This window comes from Cupriavidus necator N-1 (assembly GCF_000219215.1).
Classification (GTDB): Bacteria; Pseudomonadota; Gammaproteobacteria; order Burkholderiales; family Burkholderiaceae; genus Cupriavidus; species Cupriavidus necator.
Genome location: NC_015727.1, coordinates 880,683 through 903,885, shown reverse-complemented (window position 1 = coordinate 903,885; position 23,203 = coordinate 880,683). Strand labels below are relative to the sequence as shown.

Annotated in this window: 15 protein-coding genes; 5 read left to right on the top strand and 10 right to left on the bottom strand. The window is 64.3% G+C overall.

Annotated features, from left to right (window positions below; translation table 11 throughout):
* Positions 1-47: 47 nt before the first annotated feature.
* Both CNE_RS34135 and CNE_RS34130 read left to right on the top strand, forming a co-directional pair.
* Positions 48-1,688 (top strand): long-chain-fatty-acid--CoA ligase, encoded by a 1,641-nt coding sequence (locus tag CNE_RS34135; RefSeq protein WP_013959312.1) that lies wholly within the window; start codon positions 48-50, stop codon positions 1,686-1,688.
* A gap of 93 nt (positions 1,689-1,781) precedes the next feature.
* Entirely contained in the window at positions 1,782-3,050 is a 1,269-nt protein-coding gene (locus tag CNE_RS34130; RefSeq protein ID WP_013959311.1) for an ABC transporter substrate-binding protein, read from the top strand.
* Positions 3,051-3,090: 40 nt separating this feature from the next.
* Here the strand turns inward: CNE_RS34130 and CNE_RS34125 are convergent, their stop codons facing one another.
* A complete protein-coding gene (locus CNE_RS34125; protein WP_013959310.1) occupies positions 3,091-5,787 on the bottom strand; it encodes a LuxR C-terminal-related transcriptional regulator in 2,697 nt (898 codons plus the stop codon).
* 244 nt (positions 5,788-6,031) lie between these two features.
* Between CNE_RS34125 and CNE_RS34120 the strand changes: the two genes are divergently transcribed.
* A complete protein-coding gene (locus CNE_RS34120) occupies positions 6,032-7,189 on the top strand; it encodes an acyl-CoA dehydrogenase family protein (RefSeq protein ID WP_013959309.1) in 1,158 nt (385 codons plus the stop codon).
* Positions 7,190-7,399: 210 nt separating this feature from the next.
* On the opposite strand, the gene CNE_RS34115 is transcribed toward CNE_RS34120, so the two are convergent.
* The 3 genes from CNE_RS34115 to CNE_RS34105 form a co-directional block, all read right to left on the bottom strand.
* Positions 7,400-9,553, bottom strand: coding sequence for a 3-hydroxyacyl-CoA dehydrogenase NAD-binding domain-containing protein (locus CNE_RS34115; RefSeq protein WP_013959308.1), 2,154 nt, complete (start codon positions 9,551-9,553; stop codon positions 7,400-7,402).
* A gap of 54 nt (positions 9,554-9,607) precedes the next feature.
* The gene (locus CNE_RS34110; RefSeq protein ID WP_013959307.1) at positions 9,608-10,813 is read right to left on the bottom strand and encodes an acetyl-CoA C-acetyltransferase; all 1,206 of its coding nucleotides are present in this window, start codon (positions 10,811-10,813) and stop codon (positions 9,608-9,610) included.
* 202 nt (positions 10,814-11,015) lie between these two features.
* Positions 11,016-11,900: a LysR family transcriptional regulator gene (locus CNE_RS34105; RefSeq protein WP_041229069.1), complete on the bottom strand. Its 885-nt coding sequence runs from the start codon at positions 11,898-11,900 to the stop codon at positions 11,016-11,018.
* A 146-nt stretch (positions 11,901-12,046) separates the two neighbouring features.
* Here CNE_RS34105 and CNE_RS34100 point away from each other — a divergent pair, with 146 nt between their 5' ends.
* Positions 12,047-13,021 carry an NADPH:quinone oxidoreductase family protein gene (locus CNE_RS34100; RefSeq protein WP_013959305.1) on the top strand — a complete coding sequence of 325 codons (975 nt, stop codon included), beginning with the start codon at positions 12,047-12,049 and terminating at the stop codon, positions 13,019-13,021.
* Positions 13,022-13,063: 42 nt separating this feature from the next.
* Positions 13,064-13,285: an enoyl-CoA hydratase-related protein gene (locus CNE_RS34095; protein ID WP_041229068.1), complete on the top strand. Its 222-nt coding sequence runs from the start codon at positions 13,064-13,066 to the stop codon at positions 13,283-13,285.
* Positions 13,286-13,410: 125 nt separating this feature from the next.
* Here the strand turns inward: CNE_RS34095 and CNE_RS34090 are convergent, their stop codons facing one another.
* The 6 genes from CNE_RS34090 to CNE_RS34065 all read right to left on the bottom strand — a co-directional run bounded on the left by CNE_RS34090 (position 13,411) and on the right by CNE_RS34065 (position 23,198).
* Complete coding sequence (locus CNE_RS34090) at positions 13,411-14,598, bottom strand: adenylate/guanylate cyclase domain-containing protein (protein WP_013959303.1); 1,188 nt, start codon at positions 14,596-14,598, stop codon at positions 13,411-13,413.
* 15 nt (positions 14,599-14,613) lie between these two features.
* On the bottom strand, positions 14,614-16,206 hold the full coding sequence (locus CNE_RS34085) for a PAS domain-containing hybrid sensor histidine kinase/response regulator (RefSeq protein ID WP_013959302.1): 1,593 nt from the start codon (positions 16,204-16,206) through the stop codon (positions 14,614-14,616).
* Positions 16,207-17,422: 1,216 nt separating this feature from the next.
* On the bottom strand, positions 17,423-20,092 hold the full coding sequence (locus CNE_RS34080) for a LuxR C-terminal-related transcriptional regulator (RefSeq protein ID WP_013959301.1): 2,670 nt from the start codon (positions 20,090-20,092) through the stop codon (positions 17,423-17,425).
* Between the two features lie 54 nt (positions 20,093-20,146).
* Complete coding sequence (locus CNE_RS34075; RefSeq protein ID WP_041229067.1) at positions 20,147-20,353, bottom strand: hypothetical protein; 207 nt, start codon at positions 20,351-20,353, stop codon at positions 20,147-20,149.
* Entirely contained in the window at positions 20,350-22,350 is a 2,001-nt protein-coding gene (locus CNE_RS34070; protein ID WP_013959299.1) for an acetoacetate--CoA ligase, read from the bottom strand. Before CNE_RS34070 ends, CNE_RS34075 begins: the two co-directional genes overlap by 4 nt.
* A complete protein-coding gene (locus tag CNE_RS34065; protein WP_013959298.1) occupies positions 22,344-23,198 on the bottom strand; it encodes a hypothetical protein in 855 nt (284 codons plus the stop codon). Before CNE_RS34065 ends, CNE_RS34070 begins: the two co-directional genes overlap by 7 nt.
* Positions 23,199-23,203 lie beyond the last annotated feature (5 nt).

Below are 23,203 nucleotides of genomic sequence, written 5' to 3'. Positions count from 1 at the left end.
TCCGCTCGGCAGTGCACCACAACGACAAGACAGATGGAGACAACCGGATGACCACCGCGCCACTTTCCTGTTCGATGGAAATGCCCATGCTGCTTTCCACTCTGCTGCATGGGGCAGCGCGCCACCACCGCAAGACGGAAATCATGTCGGTGATCGACGGCGGCACGCATCGATATACCTATGCAGAATGCGAACAGCGCGCACGCAAGGTCGCGCAGATGTTGCTTGCGCAGGGCGCCCAGCAGGGCGACCGAATCGCCACGCTGGCGTGGAACGATCATCGCCACCTGGAGCTGTACTTCGGCGTTAGCGGCATGGGAGCGATCTGCCACACCGTCAACCCGCGTCTGTTCGCCGAGCAAATCGTGCACATCGTCAACCATGCGCAGGACCGCTTCGTGGTGTTCTCGCCCGACTTCCTGCCGCTGCTCTCGTCCATCGCGCAGAAGTGCCCGGGCGTGGAGAAGTGGATCATGCTGGCCGAGCCGGGCGATGGGCTGGAACTGAATGGCATCGCCGTGGCCGGTTTTGAGGCCCTGTTGGCGCGCCAGGACGGCATCTACGACTGGCCCGAGCTGGACGAGCGCAGCGCCGCCTTCCTTTGCTACACGTCCGGTACAACCGGCCTGCCCAAGGGCGTGGAGTATTCGCACCGCGCCACAGTCCTGCACGCCTATGCGTGCGCACTGCCCGACGCGCACAACCTCTCGGCGCGTGACGTGGTGATGCCGGTAGTGCCGATGTTCCATGCCAATGCCTGGGAGGCTCCTTTCTCGGCCACACTCACCGGTGCAAAGCTTGTACTGCCCGGCGACCGGCTTGACGGCGAATCGCTGCATCGCCTGGTCGAGCAAGAGGGGGTGACGTTCTCCATTGGCGTGCCAACGGTCTGGTTCACGCTGCTGCGTCACCTGCAGCAGCATGGCCTGCGCTTGCGCACCTTGCGTCGGCTGCTGCTGGGTGGTGCGGCCACCCCGCCGGCAATGATCGAAGGCTTCGCCCAGCTCGGCGTCGAGATCTACCAGGGCTGGGGCATGACGGAAACTGCCGCGCTGACAACGTGCGCCCGGCCGCTGCACCACCAGACGAGACTGTCGGACGCCGAACTGCGCAAGACTATCTTCCGCACCGCCGGCCGTGCCGCAGCCGGCGCCGACATACGCGTTGTCGATCGAGAGGGCCGCGAAATCGCCTGGGGCAGCGGGATTGCCGGCGACTTGCAGGTGCGGGCGCCCTGGGCCATCGCCCGCTACTACGGTGCCGCCGAATCTGCATTGCAGGACGGCTGGCTGCCCACCGGCGATATCGCCGAGATCGACGACGACGGCTTCATGCGGCTCATGGACCGTAGCAAGGACGTCATCAAATCCGGCGGTGAGTGGATTTCCTCGGTGGAGATCGAGAACATCGCCGCCAATGTGCAAGGCGTGCATCTGGCGGCATGCATCGCAGCCGCCCACCCGAGATGGGGCGAGCGCCCGCTGCTGGTCGTGCAGCGCAAGCCAGGCAGCAGTGTGTCCGAGCAGGAAGTGCTGGCCGAGCTGGAAGGCAAGATCGTCAGATGGTCGCTCCCGAATGCGGTCGTATTCATCGACGAGATGCCGCTGACGGCAACGGGCAAGCTCTTCAAGCTGCGATTGCGCGAGCGCTACGGCAATTACTTGATGGAGAGGATGCAGACCGCCTGACTGCAAGCACCAGGCAAAGCGAAACGCGACGACGGCACCAGAACCGTCCACGCGCAATACAGGCACAAAGCGCCAATTCAAGGAGACTATCCGATGAAGTCGCAGCAATCCCGGGCACGCGCCCGTCCCCGTCTTTCACTGTCCATGCTGTCCGTGCTGATACTGGCCGGCGCCGCGCCAGGCCTGGCATCCGCCACCGCGCAGCCGGCCGGCCTGTCGGACGGGGAAGTCCGCATCGGCGTGCTGACCGATCTGTCGGGCATTTACGCGGATGCCAGTGGCCGCGGCTCCGTGCTGGCCGCGCAGATGGCCATCGACGACTTCACGGCGCAAGCCAAGCCCAGCTTCAAGGTCAAGCTGCTTTCCGCCGACATGCAGCTCAAGCCAGACGTGGGCGCCAATATCGCGCGAACATGGTTCGACCGCGAGGGCGTGGACATGATTGTCGACTTGCCTTCCTCCGCCGTGACACTGGCCGTGATGAACCTCGCAGCCGAGAAGAATCGCGTGGTCATTCCTACGGGCCCGGCCTCGCTACGAATCACCAACGAAGACTGCATGCCCACCACGCTCCACTGGGCCTATGACGAGTTCTCGCAGGGGCAAGGCACGGCGCGAGCCATTACGGAAGCCGGTCACAAGACCTGGTATTTTATCGAGGCCGACTACGCCGGCGGCAAGGCGCTGCGCAACGGGTTCGAGGAAGCGCTGAAGTCTGCCGGCGGCAAGGTCGTGGGCGGCGCGAAACACCCGCTCGGCGCCTCCGACTTTTCGTCGCAGATCGTGCAGGCCCAGGCCTCGAAGGCGGAAGTCATCGCTATGGCCAACGCGGCCGGCGACTCGGCAAGCCTGATCAAGCAGGCCGCGCAGTTCGGCGTCACGCCCAGGCAGATCATGGCCGCGTCGCTGATCCATATCACCGACATCCACGGGCTAGGCCTGAAGTCGACCCAGGGCATGTACCTGACTGACGGCTTCTACTGGGACCGAAACGAAGAGACCCGCGTGTGGTCGCGCCGCTTCTTCGAAAAGCAGAAGAAGATGCCGACCATGGTCCAGGTTGGAACCTACTCGGCGGTGCTCCACTACCTGAAGGGCGTCAACGCCGCCGGCACCGACGAGGCGAAGGCCACCGTGGCAGCCATGAAGGCGATACCGGTCAACGATGTGTTCGCCAGGAACGGCCGCATCCGCGAAGACGGGCGCATGGTCCACGACATGTACCTGTTCGAGGTCAAGAAGCCCGAGGAATCCAGCTACGCGTGGGACTACTACACGCTGCGCTCGACCATCCCGGCCGACAAGGCCTTCCGCCCGCTGTCACAGTCCAGCTGCAAGTACGTCAAGCAGCAGAAGACCTGATCCGCGTGCGTGCCGGCGCTGTCCCGCAGCGCCGGTATCGTCAGGCGATCAGCCCCAGCTTGCGCGCGACGGCCACCGCGTGCGTGCGCGACGAAGCGCCGAGCTTGGCATTTATGCTGCGCAGGTGAGTCTTGACGGTCGTTTCTGAGACAAAGAGCCGGACCGCCATTTCCTTGTTGGCCATCCCGCCCGCCAGCAGGCCGAGCACCTTCAGTTCCTTCCTGGTCAGGCCATGATTGGCCTGCACTTGATGCGCGTCCGCTAAGGCTTCCACTGTGCCGGCCGGCCCGGAGCCGGCGCGTTCGGCAAACATGCCCGCGAGTTGCGCCACCAGGTCCCGGGCCGCCGGCGAAAGCCGCGGGCCGCCGCGCGCCCCCGCTGTGCCCATGGCGCAGATCAGGCGCGCCACCGGCTCGCCTTCGTCGATGAACGTACTGACAAAGCCCTCACTGGAAGCAAGTTCCAGTGCTGGCGCCAGCTCGTCTAGGGCAAGCGCGCTGTTGCCGGCCGCCTGCAACGCTGTCGCCAGCAGTATGCGCAGCTTCAGTGCCCGACGCCCTCGCTGTGCTGCCTGGGCCAGCGCCAGCGCAACGCGTAGCATCTGCGCGGCGCCGGCGGCGTCGCCGAACGCGATCGCCAGCCTGCAACGCGCCACCTCCACGGTCTCCACGTCGTTGGCATGCGGCGCAAACTCCGGGCCGAACGACCAGGCGTGCAGCGCCTGCGCCGCCGTCAGTTCCAGTTCCGCGCCATCGCGGTCGCCGGACAGCACAGCGATGCGCGATCGCTCCAGCCGCGCGCTGGCGACCATGCGCAGCAGGCCGGTCCGGTAGCCCATCTGTTCGCAGTCGTGCAGCCACTGCATCGCATCGTCCTCGCGGCCGTCGGCGAGCGCGCTGCGGCACAACAGCACGAACGTGACGATCAGGGGATCGATATAGGCCGCCTCGCGAATCAGTGGCAGGTAGGCGATCAGCAGCCGCTGCGCCTGATCGCCGCGCCCCGCTTCGTAGAGGGCTTCGGCGAGGAAGGCGCCGGCGATCTCCTGCCCGTCCACGCGTTGCTCGCGCCGGCTGGCGTCGGGCTCGTGCGCGCTGCGGAAGCGAGTCAGCGCCTGGCGTAGCCGCCCCTGGGTCAGGTCGATTGACCCGTCCAGGCATTGCGCCACCCGCATGTTCGCCCCGCCGCCGATCCCGGCGTGGACCTGCCGGCTGCTGTCCAGCATCCGGCGCGCCTGGTCGAAGTGCCCCAGGTAGATATGGCAGGACGCCAGCGAATTGAGCTGCACGCCGTAGGGAAACACGTGGCTTGGCGAGAGCTTGCGCAAGCAGTCCTGCCATGCGGAGTAGGCGTGGTCGAGCTTGTCGGTCAGCGCCAGGATGAACGCATGCAGCGCAAGCATGTGCGCGGCAATCTCGGCATCGCGCTCGCCGGCATCGTGCATGTCTTCGAGCAGGCGCAAGGCTTTGTCGCCGTGATGCAGGAACGTCAGCGCCCAGGCCTGCACCAGCCTCAGCCGTGGACGGTTCGACAGGCTGCTGGGCGGCAGGCATTCAAACCAGCGTGCCAGCAGGCGAACGCGCCCCTGCCACAGCAACGGGTCTGCGTGCTGCTGCAGCAAGTCCAGCGCAGCGGGAAAATCCTCCGCCTTGAGCGCGTGCTCGATGGCCGGCACCGGCCGGCCTTGTGCGATAAACCACTCGCTCGCCAGGCGGTGCAGCCGGGCGATTTCCGCGCTGCCATGCAGCTGCGCCAACCGGACCTTGAGAAAGTCGGAGAACAGGCTGTGATAGCGATACCACTGTCCGGCCGCATCCAGGCTGGTGAGAAACAGGTTCTCGTGCGCGAGCCGATCCAGCATCGCGGCGCCGTCGCCGCGCATTGTCACCGCATTGCAGAGGTCGGCGCTGAACGGGCTCAGCAGCGATGTCTTCAGCAGGAAGTCCTGCACCTGCGGCACCTGGCGCGAGAGCACATCTTCGGCCAGGTAGTCGGCCACGGCAGCATCGGAGCCGGAGAATGTTCCGATGAAAGCCGAGACATCCTCGCAGCGCTGCATCGCCAGCACCGCCAGCCAGATCGCCACGACCCAGCCCTCCGTGCGCCGGTGCAGCTTGCGCACGTCGTCCATGGAAACCGCCTGCCCGATGCGCTCGCGCAGGTAGGCGCCCGTCTCCTCGAGGGTGAAGCGCAATGCGTCGGTTGTGATCTCCAGCAGCCGTCCGTGCGCGCGCAGCCTGCCGAGCCCCAGTTCCGGCGTGCCGCGCGAACCGACCACGAACTTGCCGTGCGCCGGCATCTGCCCGAGCAACTGGCGCAGGAACTCCAGCGCGGCCGGGTGGTGGAGCGCCTCGAAGTCATCGATGAATATGGCGAACGGCATCGGGAAGCGCGTCAGCCGGTCGACCAGCGTATCCGTCGGCAAGCTGTCCTGCCTGGCGGCGACCACGCCTTCGTCCGCCTCGCACAGGGCGTCCACCGCCACGTTAAGGGATGCGAGGAAGATGGAGAAGTCGTTATCCGCGGCGCCAAGCTGGCACCACGCCGTACGCATGCCGGCGGCCACGCAGGCCGCGTGGATATCGAGCATCGTGCTCGTCTTGCCGAAGCCTGCCGGTGCCTGGACCGATACGAGCCGCACATCGCTGGCCTGTACGACGGGCGCCGCCAGGCGGTCCCGGGTCAGGTGCGTGCGCAATCGCTGGGGAGCGAGGAACTTGGCGGGCGGGGTACGCATGGCAATCTGGATGGGCCTTGCTGCTGGAGAGACACGCGTCGATTCTATCCGCTCATGGGGCTAGGCTGTAGCCATGGCGTGCTTTGCCGGCACCGGCGCCAAAATGCGGGAAAATCGTCCCTTTGGATGAAGTGCCGCGCGTGCGCAGGCGCTAATCTTGGCGGCATCCCGGCTTGGCCCGGCCAAAGCATGTAGCCGCCTGCCGACCGCACACCGGCAGGCGTCACCTGAGCGAGACAGGAATATGGACTTCAGTTTGAACGCCGCGCAGCAGTCACTGCAGGCACGCACCCGCGAGTTCATCGCGGAACACATCATGCCGATGGAGCGCGATCCCAGGCAGACCGCGCACGGACCCACCGAAGCTCTCCGCGCGGAACTGGTCGCAAAGGCCCGCGCTGCCGGCCTGTTGACGCCGCACGCCTCGAAGGAAGCAGGCGGCCTGGGACTGAGCCATGCCGACAAGGCGATCGTCTTCGAAGAAGCGGGGTATTCGCCCCTCGGTCCGGTGGCGCTGAACATCCACGCCCCCGACGAAGGCAACATCCACCTGATGGAAATCGTCGCGACGTCGGAGCAGAAGAAGCGCTGGCTGCAACCGCTGATCGACGGACACACACGCTCCTGCTTCTGCATGACGGAGCCGTCGCCCGGTGCCGGCGCGGACCCGTCCATGCTCCAGACCATCGCGGTGCAGGATGGCGACGACTACCTCATCACCGGCCGCAAGTGGTTCATTACGGGTGCCACGGGCGCCACCTTCGCCATAATCATGGCGCGCATGGAAGACGGCACGGCAACGATGTTCCTTGCCGACATGGACCAGCCCGGCGTGGAGATCGAGCGTCAGATGGACGCACTCGACACCTGCTTCACCGGCGGCCATGGCGTCGTGCGTTTCGACAAGCTGCGCGTGCCGGCCGCCGATGTCCTCGGCCAGGTGGGCGAAGGCTTCCGCTATGCGCAGCTGCGCCTCGCCCCCGCCCGCCTCACCCACTGCATGCGTTGGCTTGGAGCCGCCCGGCGTGCTCATGACGTGGCTGCGGACTATGCCCGGCAGCGCCGCGCGTTCGGCCGTAGCCTGGTCGAGCACGAGGGCGTAGGCTTCATGCTTGCCGACAACGAGATGGAACTGCATATCTCCCGGCTGACCGTCTGGCATTGCGCCTGGGTCCTGGACCAGGGCGGGAAAGGCCGGCACGAGTCAAGCCAGGCCAAGGTTATTTGTTCCGAAGCCCTGTGGCGCATCGTGGATCGCTCTGTCCAGGTGCTGGGCGGCAGCGGCGTGACCGACGAGACCATTGTCGCCCGCATTTTCAGGGACATGCGTGCATTCCGCATCTACGACGGCCCTTCGGAAGTCCACCGCTGGAGCATGGCAAACCGCATCGCCAGGGGATAGAAGAATGGCGTTTCCGGCCAACGGAAGCGCCCTTTTTCTCTTGTCGGGCGGTACACTGGGGCGGCCCCGGCCTTGCATCTTTGCGCGCCACCCCATGCGCTACAACAATCCCAGCGCGCGGCCGACAATCTCCAGCATGATCTCCGAACTTCCCGCGTAGATCCGCGACACCCGGGTCGTGCTCGGGCTCGAAGAGCCTTCATTTTGTGCTCATGCCGCTTCCGTGCGGTAGAACGATTCGCCGCGCCATGCCCGCTCGCGCAGCGCCTGCGTAGGCCGGAACCGGGAGCCGTGCGCGTCGGCAAGCGTATCGCAGGCAAGCACGAACGCGCGCACGCCGACGGTGTCGACCAGCGACAGCGGCCCGCCGGTCCATGCCGGGAAGCCCAGGCCGAGGAGGGCGCCGATGTCTGCGTCTTCAGGTGCTGCGATCACGTCCGCCTCCAGGCAACGCACCGATTCCAGTGCCTGGATATAGAGCAGGCGCCGTTTCACTTTCTCCACGTCGGGCTGTTGCCGTGCCGGCGGGTATTCCGCCGCCAGCCCCGGCCACAGGCGCTTCTCGCCGCCCTCGGGGTAGTCATAGAAGCCGCCGCCGCGCTTGCGGCCCAGCCTCCCGATTGCGTTCATGCGGGCGATGACCGGCAGGGCGTGGATGCGGCGCAGCGGCTCGGGCACGGCATCAGCCTCCGCCTGCCTGACCACACGCTGCTGCAGGTCCAGCGAGACTTCGTCCAGCACCGCCAGCGGGCTCGTCGCCATGCCGGCCATGCGGGCGCCGTTCTCGATCAGCGCCGGCTTGACGCCCTCGGCAAGCATCGCCATGGCCTCGTCGACGTATGCGCAGAAGATGCGGCTGGTGTAGAAGCCCGGGCTGTCGTTGACCACGATCGGCGTCTTCTTCAGCCGGGCAGCCAGGTCCATCGCGTGCGCGAGGGTTTCGCGCGACGTGCGCTCCCCCAGGATGATCTCCAACAAGGGCATGCGCTCCACCGGGGAGAAGAAGTGCATGCCGATGAAGCGCTCCGGCTTGCCAGTGTCTGCGGCCAGGCTGGTGATGGGCAGCGTGGACGTATTCGAGGCAAGGATCGCGGTGGGCGACAGTACGGCCACCGCACGGGCGATCACGTCGGCCTTGAGGGCACGATCTTCATAAACGGCCTCGATCACGAAACCGCAACCGTCGAGATCGCCATAGCGCTCGGTGGCCCTGATCAGCTTGCCCACGCGGTGCGCCGCTTCGCTTTCCGTGATCGGTGCGCTGGCGCCGGTGGCAATCTCCATGGCGCGCCGCCGGCCGGCAGCTGCCCGTTCGCGCGTGGTATCGATCAGCACGACTTCGATGCCGGCTAGGGCGGCTGCATGCGCAATGCCGGCTCCCATCATGCCGGCGCCGAGAATGCCAAGCCGCTGCACGGAAGCCTGGGGGATACCCTGTGGACGATGCGCCAGGCGCTCGTAGCGCTTGCGGTTGACAAACTGCGTGCGGACCAGATTGCGTGCGACCGGGTTGGCCGCGAGCTGTGCGAAGTACTGGGCTTCGATCGCCATGCCGCGCTCGAAGGGAAGCTGCGTCCCTTCATAGACCGCCGAGAGGATGGCGAGTGGCGCCGGATAGTTGCCTTGCGTGCGGCTGCGGACCTGGGCCATGCCGGCATAGAAGCTGCGCGATGCGTGCCCGGCCAGTGCGCCGGCGCACCCGGGAATACGGTAACCGTCCCGGTCCCATGGCTGGCGTGCGTCGCGATTGGCCAGCAGCCAGCGCCTTGCGCGCGTCACCAACTCCGCGCGGGGCGCGATCTCGTCCACAATCCCAAGCGCAAGCGCGCGCGCGGGTGTCATGGCCGAGCCTTCGAGCAACAGCGGCAATGCGGTCTCGATACCGAGCAAACGCGGTAGGCGCTGGGTGCCGCCGCCGGCCGGCATCAGGCCGACCCCGACTTCAGGCAGCCCCACACGCGCATCGGCCGCATCGGACAGGACGCGATAGTGGCAGGCAAGGCACAGCTCCAGTCCACCACCCAGCGCGGTGCCGTTGATTGCTGCCGCAAACGGTTTGCCGCCGGTCTCCATGTGGCGCATGAAGCGGTTCTCGGCCACAAAGCCGCGCACTGCGCTCAGCCCTGCTGCCAGCGCGGCGTCCAGGCGTGTGCGTACCGCTTTAAGGTCGGCGCCGGCAAGGAAGCTGTCCTTGGCGGAGGAGATGACAGCACCGACGATCGCGTCATCGGCCAGCACACGCTCCACGGCCTGGGTCATCCCCGCCGTGAACGCCGGCGTGTAGACATTGACGGGGAGATCGGCGCAGTCAATGGTGATCAGTGCAATCCCGTCTTGGTCGACGGAAAAGGAAATGGGATTCATCAATGCGTTTCCTGGTTCGGGATTCAGCAGTGCAAGCCTGGCGAATGGTGTGCTTCAGACACGCTCGATCAGCGTTGCCGTGGCTTGCCCGGCAGCGGCGCACAGGGTCACCAGGCCGCGGTGCAGGCCGCGGCGCTCCAGTTCGTCGAGCAGCGTGCCTAGCAGCATGGCGCCGGTTGCGCCCAGTGGATGACCCAGCGCGATCGCACCGCCGTTGACGTTCACCTTGGCATGGTCGATATCTAAGGCTCGCATGTACGCCAGCGGCACGACCGAGAACGCTTCGTTGACTTCGAACAGGTCGATGTCGGCAATGCCCAGCCCACTGCGCGCCAGCAGCTTCCGCGTAACGGGGACGGGCCCGCCCAGATTCATGTTGGGATCGCTGCCGATCGACGCAAAGTACCGGATGCGAGCGCGCGGTTTCAGCCCCGTGCGCTCGCCAAACGCCTTGCTGCCGACCAGTACCGCGGCGGCGCCGTCGACAATGGCGCTGGAGCTGCCGCCGGTGTGCAGATGCTCGATCCGTTCCAGTTCCGGATAGGATTGCAGCGCGATGGCGTCGAAACCCTGCTTGCCCAGGGCGGCAAACGCCGGCGCCAGTTTTGCAAGATCGTCCATGCTGGTGGCGGGCCGCACGGCTTCATCCCGCGCCAGGACGGTTTCGCCGATCACGTTTTGGACGGGAACCAGCGAGCGGTCGAAATAGCCTTGTGCGCTGGCATGTGCCGCGCGCATCTGGCTTTCCATGGCGTAGGCGTCCACGTCGCGGCGCGTCAGCCCCTCCAGCGTGGCGATCAGGTCGGCTGCCACGCCGTTCGGCATGTAGGCAAACTGCCTCGTGATGGACGGATCCGTATAGATAGCACCGCCGTCCGAGCCAATGGCGACGCGCGACATCGATTCGATGCCGCCGCCGACGGCCGCGTCGATCTGGCCCGCCATGATCGCCGCCGCTGCCTGGTTGACGGTGTCGAGTCCCGACACGCAGAAACGGTTGAGCTGGTAGCCCGGCACGCTGTCTCCGTAGCCCGCCGCCAGCAGTGCGATGCGGGGCAGGTCGGAGCCCTGTTCGCCCAGCGGCATGACGATTCCCAGGCCGACCTCCTCGATCAGCGCCGGGTCCAGTGCGTGGCGCTCGCGCAGTGCCCGCAGCACCTGCGCGGCCAGCGCAACGGGCGTGATGTCATGCAGGGCTCCGGTGTCGCGCCCCTTGCCACGCGGCGTGCGGACGGCGTCATAGAGAAAGGCTTCATTCATCTGGCTTCCTGGTCTGCAATCATTCGATTGGGTGCACCGCGCTGCTGCTGCCCCATGTTGCAGACGGATTATCTTGTGGCGCCCGGACGGCCTGCCTCGTTCAAAGGGATGAATATTTGGCGACTGCCACCCACGCTGCTCGCGGGGCGCCTCCATGGCGCCGCTGCCGGCCAGTCTCCCGCGGTCCGATGGACCCGCACGATCACCCGATCCTGCTCAACTCGTCCACAAAGACCTTGACCTTGCTGAGGTCGCCGCGATGCCGCGGATATGCCACGTACATGTCCCGGCGCGGAAGGCCAAGACCGGGCAAAGCGTCGACGAGGAATCCCGCCGCCAGGTCTTCGGCGACGAGGTAGGTCGGCAGGACCGCGAGCCCGGCGCCTGCAATCACGAGATTGCGAAGCGACGTGGAGTCACTGACGATGATCCGTGGCGTCAGATCGACTTCCACCTTCTTTCCGCGCCAGTGCGAATTCCACTTCAGGCGGGGCGCATAGGTGCGTAACGCCAGGTAGGTATGCGTGCTCAGGTCCGTCGGGCTGGCGGGCAAGCCATGTTGCCGTTCGTAGCCTGGCGAGGCGCAGAGCAGCAAGCCGAAGGACTGGACTACGCTGGTGACCACGCCTGTCTGGTGCGACGCGTCCAGCCTGACGGCCACGTCATACGAGCCATCGAGCAAATCGGCATAGCGATCCGACAGATCCACGTCGAAGCGCAAGCGCGGGTAGCGCTCAGCCAGCCTGGCAATGCAGGGCAGGACGCAGATCCTGCCGAATGCCGTCGGCATGGTGACGCGCAGCAAGCCTTCCGGCTCGGCCGCCTGGTTCTGTACGCGAGCCTCGGCATCCTGCAGATGTAGCAGCACATCACGCAACTCGTTGGCGTAGGTCTGCCCGGCTTCCGTCAGGCTCACGCGGCGGGTGGTCCGCTGCACAAGCATGCGCCCCATGCGGGCCTCCAGCGCCGCGATGCGCCGGCTGATGGTGGACTGCGTGACGCCAAGCTCCCGCCCCGCGGCGCCGAAGCCGCCGAAGTCCGCGACGGCGAGGAATGCCTCTGCCTCTGAGAAGTTAGCCTTATTCATGCGAACAGCGGATTTGTTATATCCCTCTGAATGTATATCCATTCACTAATCGTATCAATATACTCCTCCCACTCCCTCGCCTTCGGCAGTGCTGCGCAGTAGCACGCCACGCCATGCGTTTCGTTGATTTTCAGAGGATTTGAACGATGAAAGCCTTGCGGGTCCACCACTACGACAGCAGCGATGCCATCCGGCTCGACGAGGTCGCCATCCCTGAACCCGGGGACGGCGAGGTGCGCATCCGCATCGAGGCCAGCGGCATCTCTTTCGTCGACATGCTGATTGCCCGGGGTGGCTATCAGGTCAGGCTCACGCCGCCGTTCGTCCCGGGTTCGGAGTTCAGTGGGATTGTCGACGCAATCGGGCCCAGCGTTGCGCCTGGCCTGAAGGTTGGTGACCGCGTATGCGGTACGGGCAGTGCGGTGTGGGCGCAGTACGTATGTCTTCCGGCCAGCCACTTGCACCCCATACCGGGCAACGCCAGCATGCCGGAAGCCGCGGTCCTCACGGTCTCCTTCGGGACAGCGCTCTATGGCCTGCGCGAGCGCGGGGAACTCGTCACGGAAGAGACGCTACTTGTCCTCGGCGCCGCCGGCGGGGTGGGTTACGCGGCCGTCCAAGTCGGGAAAGCGCTCGGCGCGCGCGTCATCGCAGTGGCTTCGACGGCGCAGAAGCGCTTCGCGTTGCTGGCTGCAGGCGCTGATGAGGTGGTGGACGGCGCAGGCGATTGGAAAGACGCAGTGAAATCGCTCTCGGGGCGAAGCGGGGTTGACGTCGTGTTCGACCCGGTCGGCAACGACGCGACCGACGCCGCCTTCCGCACGCTTGGCTGGGGCGGGCGCCATCTCATGGTGGGCTTTGCTGGCGGTGATGTCCCCTTGCTGAAGTCCAATCTCGCCATCGTCAAAGGCGCGTCACTGGTCGGCGTTGACTACCGGCAGTTCGGGGAGCGCGACCCCGGGCGTCGCTTTGACCTCGAGCGGGAGGTGCTCGAGATGTGGAGCGACGGCAAGGTCAAGCCACTGGTCACGCACACCATCCCCCTGCACCGCTTTGATGCGGCGCTGGAGCACGCCCAGAGCCGGTCCACGGTCGGGCGTGTCGTCTTCACCGCTGAATAATCGCATCACAAATCGAAAGGGCGAATTGGCATCAGAGGCACCGTGAACTCGAGCGAATACGTCGGTCTCCACCGGGAAGGTAATATCCTCACGATAACGTTGAGGCGCGAGGGCAAGCGCAATGCGGTCAACCGGCAGTTGGCCGACGCGCTGGACGCTGCTCTTAACACGCTGGATGACGATCCCGGTCTATACGTCGGGGTGCTCGGAGGCACTGAATGCTTCTGCGCAGGCAGCGACCTGTCCTCCCGTGGGGACTATTGAGCGCCGCCACAGACTACGACCTTGAGAGTGTAGAAATCACGCCCACTCTGAGGCTGCTAGATCCCTTCGGTATTCGCGCGACAGGATCAATGGGGGCCGGCCGAGCCGAAGCCAAGGGCGCGGCTTCAATCGGGGGCATTTCCGGTTCTTCCAATCAGGAACCACGTACGCAGCTCACCTAGGCCCTTGGCCGCAATCGTACCGCGCTCCTCGACCTTGAATGATTTTCCTAGCCGCTGTCGGGTAGCCTCCGTTACCTGCACGCGACCAGCTACGCCATGGGACTCCATCCGGCTAGCAATATTAACGGCGTCACCCCAAAGATCGTAAATGAACTTTCGCCTGCCGATAACACCGGCTACCACCGCACCGCTGTTGATACCGACGCGCAACTGCAGGCTATGGCCGCTTCGCTTACTGAATTCTTCCAGCGACTCGATCATATCCAGCCCCATATGCGCCGCCCGTTCGGCATGATCGTCCGCCGGCATAGGTAGACCGGAGGCTGCCATGTAAGCGTCGCCGATCGTCTTAATTTTCTCCAGTCCGCGCCTGTCAGCGATATTGTCAAAATCGGCAAAGATTTCATTTAGTACGGCCACGAGTCCATTGGGACTCATGCCAGCAGAAAAACGGGTGAACTGCACGATGTCCGCGAACAACACGGATACCTCCTGGAAGTTGTCGGCGATGACTTCCGGAGGGCTAGCTGCGATAAGCTCGGATCGGGCCTTCAAACGCTCGGCTATGGGGGAGGGCAGCAGGGTCAGCAACAGGCGCTCGGATACCTGTTGTTCGTGAAGGAGCTTTTCATAAAGACGCTTGAGTTCATCACTCTGGCGAACGATTGTCTCTCGGCTAGCTTCCAGTTCGCGCACCTTCTGCTCTAGTGCTTTGCCGTATTTCAACGATTCCCTGTGCAACAGACGCACTTCCAGCATGTTGTGAACCCGCATGAGTACTTCGGCCAGATCAAACGGCTTGCTGACGAAGTCCTTCGCACCGGCTTGCAGTGCGCGCAACTTGTGATCAGACTGGGCAGTGATTACGATCACCGGAAGGTAGCTCTCAGGCTCGACTTCCTTAAGGGCGTCCATGACCTGGAACCCGTCCAAGCTAGGCATCTGGAGATCAAGCAAGATAAGGTCATAGCGGCTCTTGCGATGAAGCTCGCTAACCACACGCGGATCCGTCGTTGACATGACGCAAGTATAGCCGGCCCCGCGAAGCATTTGCTCAAGCAACAGGACATTGGCCTCCAGATCGTCGACGATCAGGATTCTTGCCCCAAGAATGTCGGATAAGCTGAGCATATCGAGCGTCCTACTTCATTGCTCCTGACCAGTCTCATGTTTCGTCCTTTCTAAAGCTGTGTTCAGTGCCTCCATAAATTCATTGAGCTTGATCGGCTTGGTCAGGTAGAGAAAAAAACCTGCTTTGATGCCCTTCTCAATGTCGCGCGGCATCGCGTTTGCGCTGAGGGCGATGACGGGAATATGCGCTGTCCTCCGGTCTTCCTGAAGCATTCTCAGCGCTTCGACGCCGTTAATGTCCGGCAGGTGGATGTCCATCATAATCACTTCTGGCAATGAAGTGCGCGCGAGTTCGACGCCGAGCGCCCCGGTTCCGGCAGTCAGTAGGTGCATATCGGTCCGACGCGCGATGAGTTGCTCAACCAGCTTCAGGTTGGCGGGGTTGTCTTCGACATACAACAGGGTATGCGGCGAAGAGCGGTTCTCTAGTTGTGCGTAGGCTGATACCCCAGGCCCGGCGCTCTCGTCTGTCATCTCCGGGGCGCTTGCCGCACCCAGTTCTACCCAAAATACGCTGCCCGCGCCAACCGTGCTTTCAGCGCCAATGGTCCCGCCCATCAGTTCCACCAGTCGCTTGGTCACCACAAGGCCGATGCCCGAGCCTTCCTCAGGCCCGGCTTCTTGCCCAAGGCGGTTGAACGGTTGAAATAGTTGTGCCAGCCGTTCCGGTGCTAATCCCGCGCCGGTGTCGCGTACACTGATGCGAACTCGCTCCCCCGTGGTCACACTCACTTCGACCGTTCCTTGATCACGATTGTATTTGATGGCGTTGGAAAGGAGGTTGACAAGAATCTGCTTCAGCCGGGTGCGATCAGCGCGGACAAAACACGGGGAATCGAGCAATGGAAAGCGCATGCGAATGCCGCGCTTCAGCGCCTGCTGCTCGATCATGCAGTGGCATTCGCGCAAGGCGTCCGACAGGGATACCGGCTCTGGCGAGAGCGATGCCTGGCCGGCCTCAATTTTTGCGAGATCAAGTACCTCATTGATCAGTTCGAGCAAGTGCCATCCCGCCTTCAAAATTTGGTCGATGCTGGCCTGCTGCGAGGGAGTTGGTGGCAGAGAATCCGAGGCCATCAACTGTGCGAAACCGAGGATCGCATTGAGCGGGCTGCGCAACTCGTGGCTCATGCTGGACAGGAAATCCGATTTCGCGCGGTTGGCCCGCTCGGCCGCAGCCTGCGCCTGCTTTTGGTCCTCGACGTCGGTGGCGGTGCCGAACCACTTGATGATATTTCCGTTGACGTCTTTAAACGGTAACGCGCGGCAAAGAAACCATCGATACGCACCATCGGCAGCTCTTTTCATACGGAATTCAATTTCAAATTCACTTCCGCTGTTTATGGCCACCTTCCAACGATCAATCGTGGCTTGCAGATCATCCGGGTGGACCCCTTGCCCCCAACCCCAACCCGATATTTGATCGAGCGCGAGGCCAGTATAGGTCACTCCCCGCTGGTTGACGTAGTCAACCCAACCATCGGGCTTGGCTGTCCAAACTATGTGCGGCAAGGCACCCGCGAACTGTCGGAAATACCGCTCGCCCGCGACAAAGTCAGGCTTAGAAGGCGAAAATTTTGCCGATGGATGCTTACGCGGGCTGCGCATGATCTGACCCCCCGAACCTAGCATACGAATAACTATATCCCCAGGCCGGCCTGAGAATCGATCGGATGAGCAAGGTGGCTTTGCAGGGGCTGCACGGTATAGCGGATTTCTGTGCGGATCGCCAACACATTAGTCAGGAAGGTCTTGCTAAGACCTGAGCCATTCTATCGGCCCTGGGCGAAAACGCAATTAACCGCCGTGCAGCTGATAGAGCATTGGCCATCAACGTTGTGTAAGCGGGCGAGGAAAACGCGGTTTGATGTGGGCATTAGGGGATTTGGCGGTGGGGCATGTACTCCAGCGTCGACTGCTCGCCCTGGTTGCCCGACCGCGCAGCGGTCTACCCCAGCATGGGCGAGGGAAAGGCAAAGATCGCGCGTAGGACGAATGGTTATTCCGGTTCAATTTTTACGCTTACCTTTGAAAGGGAACCCTGTACCGTTCCTCGCTGGAGGATATCCGCCACTCTATGGCTAGGGACAGCCGAAGGCCCCCAGCATGGTCAGTGCCGGGTACCTTCTGCCATTCTGGTTGGATGGTTCAGACAGTCATTTGAGCCACGCGCTATCTTCGCCCGCGTGCTGGTCGTCTCAACTCCCCACAGAGACCGTCTCCCCCGTCGCTGCCGTATCTAGCCGACCAACAGTGCGGTCACTCACCGAAGCCTTTCGGATGGAAAGGGCGGCCCTATCGCCGGACGGCTCGTTTCGGCCGACGCGTGAAAATATCGTATATCTCCATGGGGCTTCGTAGCTTGGATCGATTGGCTATGTCACGCGCCCCGGTCTGCCAAACAAAGCATATGGTTGGTCTGCTTGCGGGAGGATGGTTCCAATACGTTTAAGAGCTTCCGTTCGCCCAGCTACCGCGGGAGCGTTGGGGTAGCGTCATCGGGCTTTTCGCTGGCCTGCCGACGTTCCGCGCTCAGCAGGGATATGCCACCGTGACCATCGCTCTCAGCGGCGCGGTCGCTTTAGCTGTCTTGAATCCGCAGGCCATGAACGGTCTCTTGCTCGACCCTTGGCGGTCATCCGCCAAAGCTGAACCGAGCGACCGATACGGCCGATATAAAGACAATCGAATCTCTGACTCGCATGTCCGCTCATGACTTTCCGGCCCATCGCCCCGGCCAGACGCCTCTCATCGGCCAATTCCGCCAGTATGCGGCTCGGCGCGACCTACACAGGGCTAGATTCGCCCAACGGGCTCGCGCCAGTCACCGGATTTCCGCCTGCGCCTTGAGAATCGCCTGCGCTCGATTCTTGACATCCAGTTTCAGGTAGAGCTTCTTCAGATGGAACTTCACTGTGTTTTCCGAGAGGAACAGCCTTTCGGATATCTCGCGGTTCGATGCCCCGCTGCACAACAGATGCAGGATCTCGTGCTCTCTTTGCGAAAGCGTGTCGAACCAGGCAGCTTTGCGAGCGCGAGGTGCAGCGGGCGGAGGGGCGCGATCTACCTCCGATCCGGTTACCGGATCCAGCATGACGGCCAGCTCCGCGCCCTCGTCGAGCAGTGCCCGGTAGCAGCCACCGCTGCGCGCCGTCTCGCACGCGTGCTGAAACGTACGAAGCGCAAGCCTCGTCTGCCCCTGTCTGTGCTGGACCAATGCCTGCAGCACATTCAGCTTGACCGACAACAGCGGCCGGACTGGCACGATGGCCAGCGCCGACTTGAGCAGGTCGGCCGCCCGATCGAGTCGACGCTGCTGCAATGCGAGTCGTATTCTTCCCAGCAGCGGTCCGCTCAGCGCTTCCGTCACAGGAATCCATACAGGGTCCGGTGGCGCTGCGTCGCCTGACACGTGTGGCAGAAGCACTTCCATGCGCGCCGCGTCGCCGCTTCGTCCCGCAAGATAGAGGCGCTCCCAGGCAACCATCTCGCGCACGCCGGACCACTGACTCTGGAAGCTCAGGCGCTCCAGCGTGTCGAGCGTGTCGCCTGCCTGCATCATCCGCCCGCGGGCGACATGGACGCGCGCGATCGATACCATCGATAGCGCGATGAACTCCGGGACCGCGGCGAGCGTGATGTCTTCCTCGAACTGCGTCGCGAGACGTTCGGCAGTGTCAAGCGCGTCCGCCTCGTAGCATGCCCAGATGCGCGCCGCCGCCAGCGCCGCAGCCGCCATCCCGCGGTTAACGTAAGGTCGGGTGCCGGACGTCGCGCGCGGCGCCTCTGTCGCGAGCCGCGGCCGCCCGCCGAGGACCTGCAGCATGCACCGCAAAGCGAGCGTGTATCCGTGGCTGAACGCCGCTTGGGCGTAATCGTTGTGGCTGTCCGCCAGCACGAGCAAATGATTGATTTCTTCTTCGTGCCACGCAGCCATTGCGCTGAATGCGAGCAGGTTGGCAGCCGCGCCGAGTTCGAACGCCTCGAAGATTTCACGTGCGGGATGCTGCAGCGCCGGCACGTTCGCGAGACGCGTGGCGCCACGCAAGTCGTTATTGAACAGCGTGGCCATCGCCAGCACCACGTCGGGACTATGCGCTTCGGGATTGCCGCCTTGCGCACGGGTTGCTTCGAGATACAACAGCAGGGGATGCTTCGGGCCGCCGCGACGCAGGAACACCAGCGCCCATGCGATCTTCACCGAGAGGCTTCGATTGGCGATCACTTCTTGCAGTGGCAGCTTGTCGAACCAGTACGCGACCGTCACCAGTTCGGCCCCCGCGATGAGCCGCGATGCCCACTCGTCGAGCGTCCTGATCGCCAGCGCGTATTCGCGCGATTCGACCGCATGGAACATCGCTTCCTCCGGTACGCCGTGGTCCGCGTACCAGAGTGCGGCGCGTCGATGCACGTCGAGCACGCCATCGGGACGTTCGTGGCCGAACCGCTCCGCCAGGAATCGAGCGAACAGGCTGTGATAGCGATACCAGCCGGGACTCCCGTCGAGTGCCTCGAGAAACAATCCGCCTTGTTCGAGTTCCTGCAACAAGGCGTCCGCCCGATGTATGCCAGTCACTGCCTCGCAGAGCGGACCGCTCAAGCGCCGCAGTTGCGACGTCTTCAGCAAGAAGATCTGTACCTCGTCGCGTTGCAGCGACAGCGTATTTTCCGAGAGATATCGTACGAGCTCGAGCGGGGCGATATCGCGCGTCTCCTCGAGCGTGTGCCGGATGTCGGCGCGTACGAGCGCGAGCTTGAATAGCTGCACGCCGGCCGGCCAGCCTTCGGTCCGGGCCTGGACGAACGACGCCGTTTCCGCGTCGAACGTTTCATCGCCCGCGCTAATCAGGAGTTCGGCTGATTCTTTCGCTGAGAAACGCAGGTCCTCCATGCGCAGCACGAGGGCCTCCTCGGCCACGAGCAGTGCGCTCACCCCGATGTTCGGGAGGTTGCGCGAACCGATGTACACCCGACATCGTCCGGGGAGCGCGCGCAGCAGGTCGCGGAAGAAGCGCAGGATTGCGGCCTCATGAATCCACTGGAAGTCGTCGATGAAAAATCCGAGCGGCCCAGGGATCTGCGCGATCTGAGCGAGCACCCAGTCGAGCATGTTGTCCGTCGTCACGCGCGACTGTGCCGTCATGGTCACCCCGGCTTTAGCGACCATGCGCGCCACGAGCGCGATAAAGTACGCCTCGAAGCGGCGCGGATCGTTATCGTTTTCGTCAAGTGTCAGCCAGGCCATCGCCCAGTGCTTGGCGTGGCCGCCATCCATGATCTGCTGTAGTAGTGTGGACTTGCCGCTGCCCAGCGGGGCCTGCAGGATTACAACGTGCGGCACGCCCATCCGCGTCACGCGTTCCAGCAATGCGTGACGGACGATCGCGCCCGGGCGAGCGGCAGGCGGAAAGAACTTGTACTCGCGAAGATTGACGTCAAGCGTCGGGCCATCCTGACGCAATCCGCGTCGATTCGGGTTCGGAGAGACGGTCACGATCGTCCGGGCGGTTGGTTTGTCGGCACATCGTGCCCTATTCCCGCGACACCTTCAAGCATCACCGCGTTCGTCCTTCCCAATCGCGTCGGGCAACGGCGGCGTCCACCCGCCGACGCCCGCGTACGCAGACAGGGCGGCGGACAGCGCGCCGAACGGATTGCAGCAGAACGGCCGCAGGCAGGCCGCTTCGTGCGGCGCCTGCTCGTCGCCGCGCATCACGGGCGCTACTACGCCGGGGTTATCGGAAGCCGCCATCATCGCGGCACCGTGCCGGCGAGCGCCACGTATGCATCCAGCGCGTCGGGATTGACCATCGCGTCGCGGCTCGCCGCCTGCTCGACCGGATGCCCCATCAGGACCTTGCGCACAGGCACCTCCATCTTCTTGCCAGTCAGGGTGTAGGGAATCTGCGCCATCTCGACCATGACGTCCGGCACATGGCGCGGACTGCACAGCGTACGCAGCCGTTCGGCGATGTGCGCACGCAGCGTGTCGTCGAGCGTCGAGCCATCGCGCAGCCGCAGGAACAGCGGCATAAAGAAGCCTCCGCCAGGCAGCTCGCAGCACACGACCAGGCTGTCGGCCACCGCTTCGATTTCCTCGACGACGCGATAGATCTCCGCCGAGCCGATCCGTACGCCATAGCGGTTGAGTGTCGAGTCCGCGCGGCCGTAGATATAGCAGCCGCCGTCCGGCGTCAGGCGCATGAAGTCGCCGTGCCGCCAGACGCCGGGAAAGTACTCGAAGTACGACTCGCGGTAACGCGCGCTGCCTTCATCGTTCCAGAAGAAGATCGGCATCGACGGCGCAGGCTGCGTGACGACCAGCTCGCCGACCTCGTCGGCCACGGGCTCGCCCGCGTCGTTCCAGACGTCCACCGCCATCCCGAGCATGCGCGCCTGGATCTCGCCCGCCCGCACCGGCAGTACCGGGACTGCACCGACGAGCCCACTGCACAGCTCGGTGCCGCCCGACTGCGACGTGACCCACAGATCGGGCTTCACGCAGCGATAGAACCACGCGAACGTCTCCGGTGTGCTCGGCGCGCCGCTCAGCACGACGCTCCTGAGGTGCGAAAGGTCGAACTGCCGGCCCGGTGCGATGCCGGCCTTCTCCATCATCTGCACGAAGGTCGGGCTGCAGCCGAAGCTGGTCGCGCCGGTGTCTGCAGCGAGCTGCCACAGGCACTCGGGACCGCTCAGCATCGGGCTGCCGTCGTAGAGTACCGCGGACGCACCGGTCATCAGCGCCGCGACAAGCAGATTCCACATCATCCAGCCGGTCGTGCTGTAGAAGAACATGACGTCGCCGGCGTGCAGGTCCATGTGCAGATGCATCAGCTTCAGATGCTCGATCAACACGCCGACGTGGCTATGCACGATGGCCTTGGGCAGGCCGGTCGTGCCGGAAGAAAACACGATCCACAGCGGATGTTCGGCGCCCACGCGCTCGAAGCGGAACGCGTCGGCCGGTATGTCGGCGCCGGACAGCAGCGCATCCCACGCCAGCACCTCGCACGAAAGCGACGACGTTTCCACCGGCATCTCGCCGCCGATGTTCGGCAGCCAGACGAGCGTCTTCAGTGAGGGCAGCGATCGCGCGATCTCGAGTACTTCCCCAGCCCTGTCGAACACCTTGCCGCCGAAACGGTAGCCGTCTGCAGCGATCAGGACTTTGGGGGCGATCTGCTGGAACCGGTCGACCACGGTACGCACGCCGAAGTCAATCGCCGCCGATGACCACACCGCGCCGATGCTGACGGTCGCGAGCATCGCGACCGCGCACTCGGGCACGTTCGGCAGATAAGCGACGACGCGGTCGCCCGGTTCCACGCCCAATTCCCTCAGGCGCGTCGCGATGCGCCTCACCTGGCCCGCGAGGCCCACCAGCGTCAGCACCTGCAAAGGTTGCGCCTCGGCCGCGTGATGAAACGCCGGATGCGTTGGATCGGCGTGCGCGGCGTGCCGCAGCAAGTGCTCCGCGTAGTTCACGCGCGCGTCGGGGAACCAGCGGGTATCCGGCATGGGCGCGCCGTTAGTCACGCGCTGCGCCGAGCCATCGTGCTGCACGTCGTAGTATTCCCAGACCGCCCTCCAGAACGCGTCGGCTTCGTCGATGGACCACCGCCGCAGCGCATCGTAGTCCGCAAACGCCAGATCGCGATGGGCGGCGAGCCAGCGCATGAAGCGGGCGATATTGGAGCCGCGCGTGAACGTCTCGTCGGGCGTCCACATCAGTTCGCCTTCGGTCACCATGTCAATCGCCTTTCCCGCAAGACGGCAAGCCGTGCGAGCACGGTCTCCGGACGCGCCGTCGCGGGAATGTCCGCGACGTCGAACGTATTCGGCTGCGGCGCCGGCAGATCGTCATCGCTCCAGAATGCCTCCGGCACAAGGAGCCCGACCGGCCCGTGGCAGCAGGTCGACGGCGCCACCGTGAAGTCGGGGCCCGGCCCCTGGCCGAATTTGACCGCCGCCGGAAGCCGCAGCCCCCAATCCCAGCCATAGTGCCGCGCGACATTCGTCACGGGCTGATAGAGTTCGAGCCAGTGCGCTGCATCGTCCTCATCCCAGGCGCGCAATTCGTCCAGTACTACCGCATCGACCCCCGTGGTAGCGAACACCCGCAGGAAGTCGGCGATACTGGCTGCTGCGGCGTCGGCAGCGTCTTCATCGACCTCAACGTCCGGCGGCCCGCCGGCGAGCGCGAGCGTCTGGCCCGCCCAGTCGCGCGGCGTTGGTATTTTGAGCGTGAAGATCGTATCGGGCAGCGCCGCCCGCAGCGCCGTCGCGAGCGCCGCCGTATGCTCGCGTAGTGGCGCGCTCGCCAGGCACGCCTTCAGCGGAAGATGCGCACGCCTGGTCTTCCCAGCCATTTCTGCCTTCAGTGCCGGGTTGCGCACGAGCCAGGCTGCCACGATGTCAGCGAGGGGCACGGTGAGCACGTCCGAGCCGAGGAGTCCCTGCGCCTGGCGCATCCACGCGGCACACGCGGCGCTTTCGAGCCAGGGCGGGCTGCTTCCGGCAAGTAGTGGCGCGCTGTAGCTGTCGTGGTTGAGCCATAGCAGTCGGCGAATGCGGTTTGCTTCGGCAAGTCGGGACATGTGTG